This is a genomic window from Corynebacterium sp. MSK032, assembly GCF_030232065.1.
GTDB classification, from domain to species: Bacteria; Actinomycetota; Actinomycetes; order Mycobacteriales; family Mycobacteriaceae; genus Corynebacterium; species Corynebacterium jeikeium_D.
Map to the genome: position 1 here is coordinate 1 of NZ_JASPJR010000023.1, position 13,498 is coordinate 13,498.

Annotated in this window: 11 protein-coding genes and 1 tRNA gene; 9 read left to right on the forward strand and 3 right to left on the reverse strand. The window is 58.3% G+C overall.

Annotation, left to right across the window (positions count from 1 at the left end; all coding sequences use genetic code 11):
* Window positions 1–143: 143 nt before the first annotated feature.
* Window positions 144–227 (reverse strand) — tRNA-Leu (locus tag QP995_RS10460).
* Window positions 228–527: 300 nt separating this feature from the next.
* Between QP995_RS10460 and QP995_RS10465 the strand changes: the two genes are divergently transcribed.
* The 7 genes from QP995_RS10465 to pknB all read left to right on the forward strand — a co-directional run bounded on the left by QP995_RS10465 (window position 528) and on the right by pknB (window position 9,762).
* A complete protein-coding gene (locus tag QP995_RS10465) occupies window positions 528–1,427 on the forward strand; it encodes an FHA domain-containing protein (RefSeq protein ID WP_070604850.1) in 900 nt (299 codons plus the stop codon).
* A 149-nt stretch (window positions 1,428–1,576) separates the two neighbouring features.
* On the forward strand, window positions 1,577–2,038 hold the full coding sequence (locus tag QP995_RS10470; protein ID WP_016421758.1) for an FHA domain-containing protein FhaB/FipA: 462 nt from the start codon (window positions 1,577–1,579) through the stop codon (window positions 2,036–2,038).
* Window positions 2,035–3,369 carry a PP2C family protein-serine/threonine phosphatase gene (locus QP995_RS10475; protein WP_016421757.1) on the forward strand — a complete coding sequence of 445 codons (1,335 nt, stop codon included), beginning with the start codon at window positions 2,035–2,037 and terminating at the stop codon, window positions 3,367–3,369. Before QP995_RS10470 ends, QP995_RS10475 begins: the two co-directional genes overlap by 4 nt.
* Entirely contained in the window at window positions 3,366–4,727 is a 1,362-nt protein-coding gene (locus QP995_RS10480) for an FtsW/RodA/SpoVE family cell cycle protein (protein ID WP_016421756.1), read from the forward strand. Before QP995_RS10475 ends, QP995_RS10480 begins: the two co-directional genes overlap by 4 nt.
* Window positions 4,728–6,164, forward strand: a complete 1,437-nt coding sequence (locus tag QP995_RS10485; RefSeq protein WP_049190703.1) for a penicillin-binding transpeptidase domain-containing protein — start codon at window positions 4,728–4,730, stop codon at window positions 6,162–6,164. It abuts the gene before it with no gap.
* A 2-nt stretch (window positions 6,165–6,166) separates the two neighbouring features.
* Window positions 6,167–7,651, forward strand: a complete 1,485-nt coding sequence (locus QP995_RS10490) for a serine/threonine-protein kinase (protein WP_256886811.1) — start codon at window positions 6,167–6,169, stop codon at window positions 7,649–7,651.
* Between the two features lie 53 nt (window positions 7,652–7,704).
* Entirely contained in the window at window positions 7,705–9,762 is a 2,058-nt protein-coding gene (pknB, locus tag QP995_RS10495) for a Stk1 family PASTA domain-containing Ser/Thr kinase (protein WP_284853188.1), read from the forward strand.
* 3 nt (window positions 9,763–9,765) lie between these two features.
* Here pknB and QP995_RS10500 read toward each other — a convergent pair whose 3' ends face one another.
* Window positions 9,766–10,437, reverse strand: a complete 672-nt coding sequence (locus tag QP995_RS10500; RefSeq protein ID WP_070601397.1) for an aminodeoxychorismate/anthranilate synthase component II — start codon at window positions 10,435–10,437, stop codon at window positions 9,766–9,768.
* A 135-nt stretch (window positions 10,438–10,572) separates the two neighbouring features.
* On the opposite strand from QP995_RS10500, the gene crgA reads away from it, so the two are divergent.
* A complete protein-coding gene (gene crgA / locus QP995_RS10505; RefSeq protein ID WP_005511903.1) occupies window positions 10,573–10,842 on the forward strand; it encodes a cell division protein CrgA in 270 nt (89 codons plus the stop codon).
* A 695-nt stretch (window positions 10,843–11,537) separates the two neighbouring features.
* Here the strand turns inward: crgA and QP995_RS10510 are convergent.
* The gene (locus QP995_RS10510) at window positions 11,538–12,074 is read right to left on the reverse strand and encodes a peptidylprolyl isomerase (RefSeq protein WP_369707163.1); all 537 of its coding nucleotides are present in this window, start codon (window positions 12,072–12,074) and stop codon (window positions 11,538–11,540) included.
* Window positions 12,075–12,378: 304 nt separating this feature from the next.
* On the opposite strand from QP995_RS10510, the gene QP995_RS10515 reads away from it, so the two are divergent.
* Window positions 12,379–13,263 carry a hypothetical protein gene (locus QP995_RS10515; protein WP_284853189.1) on the forward strand — a complete coding sequence of 295 codons (885 nt, stop codon included), beginning with the start codon at window positions 12,379–12,381 and terminating at the stop codon, window positions 13,261–13,263.
* Window positions 13,264–13,498 lie beyond the last annotated feature (235 nt).

Below are 13,498 nucleotides of genomic sequence, written 5' to 3' on the forward strand. Positions count from 1 at the left end.
ACCTCGGCATCCAAAAAGGCTGGATCAAATAACCGCAACACGCCCGGAAAAGACACACTTTTCTTTACTTAACCCCCCCATGCTAACCCCCACCACAAACAAAAAATCCTCGGAAGCTTTTACACTTCCGAGGATCTTCACTGTGGGCGAAGGGGGACTTGAACCCCCACGTCCGTAAAGGACACTGGCACCTGAAGCCAGCGCGTCTGCCATTCCGCCACTCGCCCGTGGGAACGAATAGAACTATAACACCCCGCGCTAATACACCACCAAATCCCCAGGCCAGCGCGCGTTTTTCACCACTTTTCAAGCACTTTCCAACGGAATGTAAAACGCCTTTTTCGCACTTAGCAATAGCAACTTCCCCCACAACCGTCGTCACTATTTGATAAACCTCAGCAGTTCCTAGCCCTTAACTGAAGGTGTAGGGCTCTATACTGTTGCTTAAGTATCGATAATTTTTGTGCACATTTTTTTTCACGTAACCCGCCGCGGTTTGGCGGGAGAAGGCGAATTTCTTTAGTCAGATGGATTTCCTAGGACGCATCCGCAAGCTCGATAGCTCGCTTCAGCGCGGGCTCGATAACAGCTTTGCGCGCGTGTTCGGCGGCAAGGTTGTCCCGAATGAGTTAGAAGAATGCCTGAAGCAGGAAATTGAAGACTTCCTGATGCAGGACGCCAACGGTCAGTACTTGGCACCCAATGATTTCCGCATTGGCATCAGCGCTGCCGACTACAAGAACCTTTCTGCGTCCGAGCCCAACCTGCCGAATCAGTTGGCTGACCGCATGACGCGCTACTGCCGTAACAACGGCTGGGGCTTCACCGGTTCCATTAGCGTCCACCTGCAGGCAGTGGAGTCTCTCCACACCGGCCAGTTGAAGACGGCCAGCACTTTCACCGAGGACACCGTGGGCACCTCGGAGTTCGTCCCATTCGAGGACAGTGCCGATGATGCCAACACTGACGCAGCCCCGTCGCAAAGCGATGATGAACCCCAAGCTGCAGAGACCTCTGCCGCCTACCACCCGCAGCCGGAAGCTGAGCAGTTCCCCACCGCTTCCCGCCCCATCCCCGCGGTCGACCCGGAAGCGGCAACTGAGCTGAGCAGCGCGGCCGTGAGTGAAGACCAGTCCCAGGAAAAGACCGTCACCCTGCTGTTGCAGGACGGCTCCTCGCGCGTATTTGAGGTGCGCCATGGTTCGAACATCATCGGCCGCGGCACCGCTTCCGACTTCCGCCTCCCGGATACTGGTGTTTCCCGCCAGCATGCCGAGATCACGTGGGATGGCCAGGACGCTGTGCTCGTCGATTTGCATTCGACCAACGGCACCATTGTCAATGGCGAACCCATTGAGAACTGGCTGCTGGCCGACGGCGACGAAATCTCGTTGGGACATTCTGTTCTCGAAGTTCAGATCCGTTAGTTAAATCCGCTGATTCAGATCCGCTAAGTAGTGAGGTTCACCAGGTTCACATGCCACTGCCCTAGGTTTGCCGACACATTCCTGGAATAATTACGTCCGTGTGTTCGGTTTGCGGACCCACCAGCTCTACATAAGGAGGTTCCTCGGACGTGGAAGCTATCGTTTTTCTGCTTTCGCGCATCGGCGTGCTGGTCGTCCTGTGGTTTTTCATTTGGATGACGCTTCGCACCCTGCGTACAGAAACAACAGGCTCGGCTCCGCTGCGCCCACTTCGGCAGGCCAGCAGTGCTCCGGCCAAGCGTTTCCAGCGCTCGCAGACTCCACATCAGCTCCTTGTCACCTCCGGGCCGCTGGCGGGTTCGCGCATGAACCTAAACAACCAACGCGACATCACTATTGGCCGTTCAGAGTCGAATGCCTTCGTCCTCAACGATGACTTCGCCTCGGGCCAGCACGCTCGCGTCATCAACCGCGACGGCATCTGGTACCTGGAAGACCTGGACTCCCGCAATGGCACATTCCTCAATGGCCAGCGCGTGGAACAGCCGGAACGCCTGGCTTCGGGTATGGAATTTCGTATTGGCCGTACAACTTTGAGGTTGCAACCATGAGTCTTGCTCTGAATTACACGGCCCGCTCTGACCGCGGCCTCATCCGACAGAACAACGAGGACTCCGCCTATGCGGGTTCGCGTCTGCTCGCGCTTGCCGACGGCATGGGTGGCCACGCCGCCGGAGAAATCGCATCTCAGCTGATGATTGCGGCCGTCTCTCGGCTGGACAATGATCAGCCCGGCCCCGATTTGCTCGAGTCCCTGCGCAGCGCCTGCATGGAGGGCAATAACTCCATCGCGGATGAAATTGAGCAGAACCCCTCTACGCAAGGCATGGGCACTACGCTGACTGCTCTGCTTTTCGACGGCACCCGCCTGGGCATGTGCCATGTCGGTGACTCGCGTGGCTATCTGCTGCGCGACGGGGAGCTCATCCGCATTACCCGGGATGACACCTATGTGCAGTCCCTGGTGGATGAGGGCAATCTCACCGAAGAAGAAGCGGCAATTCACCCTCAGCGCTCACTGATTTTGAAGGCTCTCACCGGTCGCCCGGTGGAGCCTACTTTGTCTTATCGCGATGTTCACGAGGGCGATCGCTACCTGCTGTGCTCGGATGGTCTATCCGATCCAGTGTCCGCGGACACCATCAAGGATGTGCTCTCGGAGGGCACTCCGGACGAGGCCGCTACCAAGCTCATTGACTACGCGTTGAAGTCCGGTGGTCCGGATAACATCACCGTGGTGGTTGCCGATGTTGTCGATTCGTCGGCACGCACGCCTTACGAGCCCGCCCTGGCCGGTGCCCTACAGAGTGCGGAGGAGGAACTCCCCCGCCCCAATACGTCAGCGGGACGCGCGGCGGCACTCCGCCCGCGGAAGTCGCAGGAAATTGCAGTGACTTCGGCGCCGGAGAAGAAAGCTTCCAAGGGCAAGTGGCTAGTTATTTCTGTGGTGCTGGTGCTGGTGGCCGGGTTGGTCGGCCTTGGTATTTGGGGCTGGCAGAAGAAGGAGTCGATGTACCATCTCGCGGTGGTCGACGGGCAGGTGCAGCTGATGCACGGCGTGCCCGGCAGTTTGCTGGGCTTCGATCTGCAAGAGCCACATCAGTTCATCTGTTTGACCGATGACAATAAAGTTCAGCTTCCTCCGGCTGGGACGCCGAAGGAGAAGGTCGACTGCCACATCATGACGCCGGAAGATCTCTCACCGGCGGCACGCAATTCGCTGGAAGGTCTGCCGGCTGATTCCTACGACGGTGTCAGCGACCAGATTGGCCGTTTGGCGGAGTCGGCACTGCCGGTATGTCTGTCCGTTTCCGACGATGACAAGAAGGATGAAAAGCTGGGCTCGAAGCCAGGAGTCAACTGTAGGCAGGTGCGAAAATGAGTGAAACTACCACGAAGCGACAGCTTCGGATGAAGGAAATGCTCCTGCTGCTGCTGTCGGCAGGATTGTTGCTTTTGGCACTAATTTCACTGGAACTGGCTCAGGGCAACTCTCTGACCGCAGATGTCTTTTACATCATTGGCGGATTCTTTGTGATCTTTGCAGTGGCGCATATCGCGCTGACCTTTGTGGCACCCAACGCCGATCAGGTGATGCTGCCGGTTGCGGCCACGCTCAACGCCTTGGGGCTGGTGATGATTCACCGCCTCGACCTGGCCAATGACACCTCGTTGGTGCGCAACCAGATCATGTGGACCGTACTCAGTGTCGCACTGTTTATCGGCGTGATTGTCCTGCTGCGCAACCACCACTCGCTGTCGCAGTACTCGTATCTGCTGGGTCTCGGCGGCTTGATTCTGTTGGCGCTACCGCTGGTGTGGCCGTCGTCGATTAATGCTGATGCCCGCATCTGGATTTCCATCGGCCCGTTCTCCATGCAGCCGGGTGAGTTTGCCAAGGTCATGCTGCTGATCTTCTTTGCTCAGCTGCTGGTGAATAAGCGCTCGCTGTTCAATGTGGCGGGCAAGCGTTTCCTGGGCATTGATTTCCCGCGTGTTCGCGACCTGGGTCCGATTCTGCTGATCTGGGGCATCGCTACCGTCATCATGGCTCTGCAGAATGACTTTGGCCCGGCGCTGGTGCTCTTCGGCACTGTGCTGGCAATGCTCTACGCTGCCACCGGTCGCGGTTCCTGGCTGATCATCGGCATGGTGCTGGTGACCGTCGGCGTTGTCGGTGTCTACATGGTTTCGGACAAGATTCAGGCGCGAGTCACGCATTTCCTGGATCCGTTGGGCTCCTACGACGAGGGCGGCTACCAGCTCTCCCAGGGTCTGTTCGGCATGAGCTGGGGTGGCATCGGTGGCACCGGTCTGGGCCAGGGCTACCCACAGAACATTCCGGTGGCACACTCTGACTTCATCCTCTCGGCCTTTGGTGAGGAGCTCGGTTTTACCGGCCTGAGTGCCATCATCCTGCTGTTCGCGATTCTGATTTCCCGCGGTATTTCGGCGAGCTTGGCGGTACGTGATTCCTTTGGCAAGCTGCTGGCGGCCGGTGTCGCATTCTCGATGGCCATTCAGCTGTTCGTGGTTGCAGCCGGTGTTTCCAAGCTGATGCCGCTGACCGGTCTGACTACTCCGTTCATGTCAGCCGGTGGTTCCTCACTGCTGGCCAGCTACATCATGTTGGCCATCGTGTTGCGCGTCTCTGACGAGGCCAACCGCCCCTGGGGTATTCCAAGCAACCCTTCGGGCCTCAACGACAATGCCACCGCATCTCAGGAGGTGAACCAGTAGATGAATAAAACCATTCGCCAAATCTTTGTTGTCGTTCTCGGACTCTTCGTTCTTCTACTGGCGAACCTGACCTACATCCAGGGCTTCCAGCAGGATAAGTACGCCCACAATCCGCTGAATAGCCGCCAGTTCCTGGAGGAAAAGTCCAAACCTCGCGGCCAAATCACCACTGACGGCGACATTCTGGCCCACTCGGTCAAGGGCGAGAGCGGCTTCTATGACCGCAGCTACGACACCGACCCGGAGGCATATGCCGCGGTGGTCGGATACCTGTCGGACATCTACGGCTCCGCCGGTATCGAACGCTCTCAGAACGAGATCTTGAACGGCAGCGACCCTTCGCTGTTTACCTCCCGCGCCCTCGACATGGTCACGGGCAAGGAACCCTCTGGGGCCTCCACGGAGCTGACGCTGTTGCCGAACGCTCAGCGGACTGCGTACCAACAACTCGCTGAACGCGGCTACGTCGGCTCCGCCGTCGCCATTCGCCCATCGACGGGTGAAATTCTCGCGATGGCCTCCACACCGTCGTTCAACCCGAATGACATCACCGCCGGCGACGAGAGTACCTGGCAGTCCCTCAACAACAATGAGGGCGCACCGCTGCTCAACCACGCCACTCAGCGTCCGCTGCCGCCGGGTTCCACTTTCAAGGTGTTGACCACGGTCACGGCACTGGAGCAAGGCGCTTCCCCGGACACCTCGGTCACTGGCGCACCGCAGATTACGCTGCCGGATACCACCACTACGTTGGAGAACTACGGTGGCTCGACCTGTGGTGGGGCTACTACAACTCTCCGCCAGGCTTTCGCGCAGTCCTGTAATACGGCATTCGCTGAGCTCGGTATGCAGTACGGGGCCGATGCGCTCAAGGACGTCGCTAAGCGATTCGGCATCGGTGAGACCCACGATGACGCGGGCCTGCCGATTCAGCCCTCCGCTGTCGGTGATATTCCGGATCAGTCCTCGCTGGGTCAGACCTCCATTGGTCAGCGCGACGTGTCCTTCACGCCGCTGGACAACGCCATCATCGCCGCCACGATTGCCAACGGCGGCGTGCGCATGGAACCCCAGATCATCAAATCGGTGCGCGGTGCCGACCTCTCCGAAATCAAGTCCTTTAAGCCGATTGAAGCCGGCGAGGCGATTTCGCCGGAGGTCGCGGAGACCGTAACTGAGCTGATGCGCGGCTCCGAGTCGCACTCGGGCGGTAACGGTTCGCGTATTGCCTCCAAGACCGGTACCGCCGAACACGGTGCTGTCCGCGGCGAGTACGCGCCGCACGTCTGGTACATCGCCTTCGCGCCGGACTCCGATGTCGCCGTGGCTGTCGTCGTGGAAAACGGTGGCGGCCAGGGCCAGGGCGCTACCGGCGCCTCCGTTGCTGCCCCGATTGGCCGTGCACTCATTAACGCGGTCGAACAGGCGGGTCGATAAGCATGGATGCCCACCAAGTTCAAGACATCGTTGGCGACCGATATCACGTCCGCCGTCTGCTCGGCCGTGGCGGCATGTCCACCGTCTGGCTTGCCGACGACGCCACCAGCGGCGAACTGGTTGCAATCAAACTTCTGAACCAGGAGTACTCGGACAACTACGAGTTCCGGCAGCGTTTCCAGAACGAAGCCGCCGCTGCGCGCAGCGTCAACAGCCCAAACGTGGTGAAGATTGTCACCTACGAGGAAGGCGACATCGGCAGCCACGGCGCGTGTTACATCGTCATGGAGTACATCCGTGGCGAATCTCTGTCGCAGGTGCTGCAGCGGCGTCGCACCCTGCCAGAGCACCTGATGCTCGACGTTCTGGAGCAGACTGCACACGGCCTGTCGGCAATTCACGCTGCGAACCTTGTCCACCGCGACATTAAGCCGGGCAACCTCCTGGTGACGCCGGAGGGCACCGTGAAGATTACCGACTTTGGCATTGCCAAAGCCGCTGAAGCGGTGCCTCTGACGCGTACCGGCATGGTCGTCGGTACCGCGCAGTATGTCTCACCGGAGCAGGCGCAGGGCAAACAGGTGAGTCCGGCGACTGACATCTACTCGCTTGGCTGTGTCGCCTACGAAATGGTGGCCGGCGCCCGGCCCTTCCAGGGCGACTCCACCGTCGCGGTTGCCGTGGCACACATCAACGAGGCTCCGCCTGCGTTGGCGCCGACGGTCAATCCGCATATCCGCGAACTTATCGGCATTATGCTGCGCAAGGATCCGCAGCGTCGCTATGCCGATGGCCGTGAGCTGGCACAGGCTGTTTTGCGAGTGCGCGCGGGGCACCGCCCACCGCAGCCGCGTGGTGTGACCCCAACGGTGCACCGTCAATCCAACGCTGCCAACCCGGCGACCACCGAACTCGGTGCCATGACGCGACCGCCCATGCCGGTGTCGCAGCCACCGCAGCAACCGCAGCGACCACCGCAGCAACCCGCCCGACAGCGTAAGCCGGCAAAGAAACGCAGTGGCTGCGGTTGTGGCTGCGGCAGCATTGTGCTGTTGGTGCTGCTAGTGTTGCTGGCCGGTGCTATCGCAGTCGTCTATTCGCTGTCGACTACCGGTTCACTGCCAACCATTCCGAACTTGGAGCAGTACATTCCGAACCAGTCACAGCAGCAAACCCCAGAGGAAAACACCGACCCCAACGACGGTTCTGGTTACGGTTGGTCGGGAGACAATTCCGGTAACTGGGGAAATAACGACGGCGGCAACTCTGGGGAAAACTACGGCGGCAACAATGACGGTGCCTCTGACAGCTCCACTGAGCAGGACACCAGCGAGACCGCTCCGGATACGTCCGAACCGACTCAGGATTCGGGCAACGACAGTGGCGACAACAGTGGCGACGACTCCAGTGGCGGTGGTCTACCCGGTATTCAATTGCCCTTGGGAAATGACTCCGGTAATACCTTGGGGACTCCAGATGCACAGTAATATTCAGGTACAAGATGTTTTGGTGGAAATCCTTCCGAAGGGACTGACGAACAATGTCTGGCAATGACGATCTCCTCTCCGGCCGTTATCGGCTCGGCGAGCTCATTGGCGTTGGCGGCATGTCCGATGTCTACCGCGCTGAAGATACTGTTCTCGGTCGCTCTGTCGCGGTCAAGATGATGAGGGCCGACCTTGCCAGGGATGAGAACTTCCTCGCAAGGTTCCGTCGTGAAGCGAAAAACTCAGCGCTGCTGAATCACCCGTCGATCGTGTCGGTGTACGACACCGGCGAGACGGATAGCCCGATGGGGCGCGTGCCTTTCATTGTCATGGAGCTGATTCAGGGCGAGACCCTGCGTGATCTTGTTCGTCGTGAGGGGCGGCTCGACCCGAAGAAAGCCGCATCGATCATGGCATCGGTGTGTGATGCGCTGACGGCATCCCACCATGCGGGCATTATTCACCGTGACATCAAGCCGGCGAACATCATGCTGACCAACACCGGCAAGGTGAAGGTGATGGACTTCGGCATCGCTCGCGCGCTCGGTGATTCCACCACGATGACGCAGACTGCGGCGGTGCTGGGTACCGCGCAATACCTCTCGCCGGAGCAGGCGCGCGGTAAGACCGCCGACGCCCGTTCCGATATCTACGCTGTCGGCTGCGTACTTTTCGAGGCCGTCACGGGCGCCCCGCCGTTCACCGGCGAAACCCCTCTTTCTGTCGCTTACCAGCACGTTCAGGACCAGCCGCCGCGGCCTTCGGGGAAGCTCAACACCGACCCAAACACGGCTCAGGCCCTCGACGCGGTGCTTCTGACCGCGATGGCCAAGGATCCGATGGAGCGCTACGACTCTGCAGAGGACTTCGCCCAGGATTTGCGTCGTCTTGCACGCGGCGAGGATCCGTTGGCGCTGGCGCACCACGGCGCGCATGACGACGATGCGAAGACCACCGAATTCCTTCCGGCAGCTCCATCGGATGCTGAGACCCGGGTGACCCCTGCACAGCAGGCAACTCCGGCCCCGGCCCCTGTCCCTGCTCCGGAACCGGAGAGAGCAGCTGCCCAACCGGAAGCCCCTGCTCAGATTGCTAACACTGACGAGCCTGAGAAAAAGAAGGGTGGCGCAGGAAAGACTGTCGCACTGGCGGCTGCTGCGCTGGTCGCTCTTGGCGGTGTCGGCTACGGCGCCTACCAGCTTTTCAACTCGTCCACCGAGGTCGAGACCGTTGCCATTCCGCAGGTCGAGGGCCTAAATGTCAATGAGGCAACGCAGGTTCTCGAGGAGGCTGGTTTTGTAGTCAACCGCGTCGATGAGCCGAACCCAGATGTCCCCCGAGACACGGTGATCGCCACCGAACCGGGTGTCGGATCGGGGTTGCCGCAGGGATCTCGCATCAAGCTGCGCGTATCTTCGGGTCCGGAGTTGACCAATGTGCCGGATGTGCGCGACAAACAGGCCGAGGAAGCTCGCCGCCTGCTCGAGGAGGCGGGGCTTGTCGTCAATCCAAAGCTACAAGAGGAACCGAATGAGGACGTTCCGCGCGGCAATGTTATCGAGCAGTCTCCAGCTGCCGGTTCTCAGGTATCGAAGGGAACCCGCGTAACCTTGACTGTCTCCTCCGGTATCGAGACCAAGACTGTTCCGGATGTCACTGGTCAGACTTTGGATTCCGCCCGCACGACCCTCGAATCCGCTGGTTTCGTTGTCGAAGTGGTAGAGGTGGACTCCGCTGAGAAGCAGGGAACCGTCATTGAGGTTCCGCAGAAGGGCTCGGAGCTCACTGTCGGTACGACGGTTGAGCTGCACGTTTCGCGTGGTAACCAAATTAAGATGCCACGGGTTGAAGGACAGACCCTCAGTGATGCGGAGAAGGCACTCGCCGATGCCGGATTCGAGGGAACTATCCGCACCGAGGAAGTCACCACGCTGGATCTGTCCAAGGTCGACCACGTGGAGAAGGCCAATCCGTCGGCCGGGTCTAAGCTGAACAAGGACGGCGAGGTCACCCTGCGTGTCTACCGGCTTGGGGTTGCTCCGGAGAGCTCTTCAGACGAACGGCCTGCTCCGGAACCTCCCCTGAGGTTGCCGGATCTACTGCCTAACTAGCGGCTAGTGTGCCAGCACGTCTGAGAAGGCGCGCTGGTACACCGCCTGCTGTGCTTCCAACTCGGACAGGAGTTCCTCGGTGTACTCACCGCCTGCCAGTCGCAGCCAATTGACCAGCATGCGGTGCCCGTACTGGGTGAGCACCGACTCCGGGTGGTACTGCACGCCGTGAATCGGCAGGTCGCGGTGGCGCATCGCCATCAGCATGCCCGAATCGGTGAATGCCGTGGCAATGAGTTCCTCCGGCAGTGTCTTCGGATCGACCGTCAACGAGTGGTAGCGCGTGGCAATAAAAGGACTGGGCACATCGGCCAGCACACCCGTGCCGTCGTGTGTGACCGGGGAAGTCTTGCCGTGCAACAGCTCGTCGGCACGCACGACCTGCGCACCAAAGACCTCACCAATCGCCTGATGACCCAAGCACACACCCAACACCGGTGTCGGATCGTCCTGCCTGCTCACCGCGCGAATAATGTCCTCTGTCCATCCAGCATTGGACGGCTCACCGGGACCGGGCGACAGTAGGATTGCATCAAATTGCTTTACGACGTCGTCAACATCGCGGAGACGCGCATCATCATTGCGCCAGACAGTCACCGTTTCGCCGAGCTGGCCTATGTACTGGACCAGATTGAATACGAAGCTGTCATAGTTATCGACGACGAGAATCTGCATAACTGGGAATTCTACTGCCTGCGAACTTCACTGGTAAGTTCGGATGCAAAGTTTACAATTATGCATATATCGCGGGAGTGTAGATACCGCGCTGATCGCAACCTGCTGACCACAACCTAAGGAGTTTAAAGCGCTATGCCTAAGGCAAAGATTGAAAGCACTAATTCACCACAATCCGGTGGCTCCTCCGTCAGCCGTACCCCGGTCAAAATCAACAGCACTCAGACGCCGGTGTGGTACAAGGTGCTGATGTTCGGGTTCATGCTGATTGGTTTGGGCTGGCTGCTGGTCAACTACATCGCGGGTCCGCATATTCCGTTCATGGTGACTTTGAACGCATGGAACTACGTCATCGGCTTTGGTCTTTTCATTGTTGGTCTGCTGATGACTATGGGTTGGCGTTAGTCAGCTCTAATACACCGCACCCCTCAGGCGCATCCACTTTTGGATGCGCCTTTTTCATGCCCAAAAACCCAGGTCAATGCACCCCCGCCAATACACCCGTTTCCCACACATTTTTCGGAGAATGAGGATTTCCCTCCTACTGATCGCGCAAAAAAGTTATCCACAGAAACCTGTGTAACAATCATGTAATTTGTGGATAACTGTGGAGAGATTTCGTCCCAAATTTCTCACGGGTTACGTGACAGAAACCGTAAAGCATGACAACTTTGGTTCTATCCCCTGTGTCCACAGTATCCACAGCCTGTGGATAACTCTGTGAACAAGTAACATAGTTGCAAGTCAAGTTGTGCGTAACTCCAATATTCTGCGGAGTTCGACCACTTTCGAACGCTGGTTCGTAAATTACAAGAATGGAATTATCCACACATGTGCACAAGTCTGTGGACAACTGTGGATTCTTATAATTTGTGAAAATTGGGGCCCGTAACGTGCTTCTTGGCCCGTGTTCACCTAGGTGAACAGTGGAGTATTTTTTCCACAGGGCTGTGGACATGTGGAGAATCAACACGATGTGCTACTACCCCCACTACCCCTAAACACAACATTGAAGTTACGGGCCGTCGTAAAGCGAAAATGGGCATGAAAAAACCCGCCCGGAACAACCGGACGGGTTAAAGAGCGTAGAAGCTAGCGGATTACTTCTCGATGTCGATGGAGGTAATCACGACCGGCTCCAACGGGCGATCCCAGTGATCGGTAGCCACACGAGCGATCTCGTCGACAACCTTCTTCGAGGCATCATCAGCGACCTCACCGAAGATGGTGTGAGCGCCATTGAGGTGCGGGGTCGGAACAACGGTGATGAAGAACTGGGAACCGTTGGTACCACGGCCGCCGCGCTTGCCGGCGTTTGCCATAGCGAGCAGGTACGGACGATCGAACTGGAGCTCCGGGTGAATCTCATCGTCGAACATGTAGCCCGGGCCGCCGGTGCCGGTGCCCAGCGGGTCACCACCCTGAATCATGAATCCAGCGATGATGCGGTGGAAGATGGCCTCATCGTAGAACGGGCCGGACTCGGTGCCAGAGGCGTTCTGCCCCTTGTACTCCTTGGTGCCTTCTGCCAGGCCGATGAAGTTGTCGACGGTATTCGGCGCGTGGTTGCCGAACAGGTCAATCACGATATCGCCATGGTTGGTGTGCACAGTTGCAGTAGCAGTCTTAATAGTCACGTTCCTTAGGATACCGACCTTGGTGGCCAATTGCTCCTACTGGTGAGTTTCTCCGTGGCAGAAACCAGCGAAAATGTTTCTCAAGATAAGGAAAAGAGTTCTTCGTTGACCCCCATGGAGGCCAAATAGTGCCTAAGCTGGAATGTGAGCCTGCTGCAAATATTTCGGCGCTAGGCCTAACTGGGCCCTAGCTCTTGGACTTAGAAGCATCTTGGTCTCAGAGGCACTGGCGCCGCAGCAGTATTAATCATTGATTGAGAATTAAAGGCGATGCCTGTTGGCGACGCACTAATAAAGGAGAGTCATGAACCCCAACGCAATCTCGCTGGCTGTCAAGGGACTGAAGTCCGCTTACGACAGCTACTCGGATTACCGGGACAAGAAGGCTGCAGAGCTCTACGACACGATGCAGGAGGCTAAGAAGGTGGCAGCTGCACAGAACGAGGCAGCAAAGGACGCAGCAACCAATTGGGCGGAAGACGTTAAGGAAAAGGTTTCCGACGCCCGCGATCAGCTCGCTGAGCAGGCCGAAGAACTGACCGGCAAGGTTGAGAAGAAGTCCAAGGAGACCAAGAAGCAGGCTAAGAAGGCTGCGAAGCAGGCCGAGAAGGACGCTAAGCGCAAGGGCAAGAAGACCCGTTGCAAGGCTCGCTGCGAGGCTAAGAAGGCTGAAAAGAAGGCCAAGAAGGCTCGCAAGGACCTCGAGGTGCGTACCCAGAAGGCTATCGACAAGGTAACCGGTAAGGAAGAGCAGCGCGCCAAGAACGGTCGCATCGCAACCGCTTCCCTGGTCTTCGCTGTTGTTGCAGCAATCGTCGGTGTCATCGTTTGGAAGCTGCGCAAGGACGACAAGCTCCCGGTTGACCCAGCTCCGTACCAGCAGAAGGCCCAGGAAGTTAAGCACAAGGTCGAAGAGAAGGCCGCAGAGGTCAAGGAGACCGTTGAAGAGAAGGCTTCTGAGGCTAAGGACAAGGCTGAAGAGGTAAAGGGCAAGGCAGCCGACAAGGCCGACGAGGCCAAGGACAAGGCTGCTAAGGCCAAGGAGACCACTGAGGAGAAGGCCGCAGAGGCTTCCAAGCAGGCTCAAATCAAGGTCGACGAGGTCAAGACCGAGAAGAAGAACGCTGACGACGCTAAGAAGATCTCTTCCAAGCCGGCTCCGAAGCCGGGTCAGGCTCGCAAGAAGTAAATAGGCGGCTGGGGCTAGATAGCCATAAACCTTTTCACGCCCGATCGTTCTGTGCAGTAGATGCGCCGACGGTCGGGCGTTTTTGGTTAAGCAGCAAACCTGACAACTTCAAAAGACGGGCTGCAAATGTGAAACTGTGCGAGTTTATGACACTTTCAAGCCGGTAGGTTCAGGCGGTGAATGCATCACCACTTTCGACCAGGAGAAGTAGTGAAGCAAACCCGCCGAACGAAAT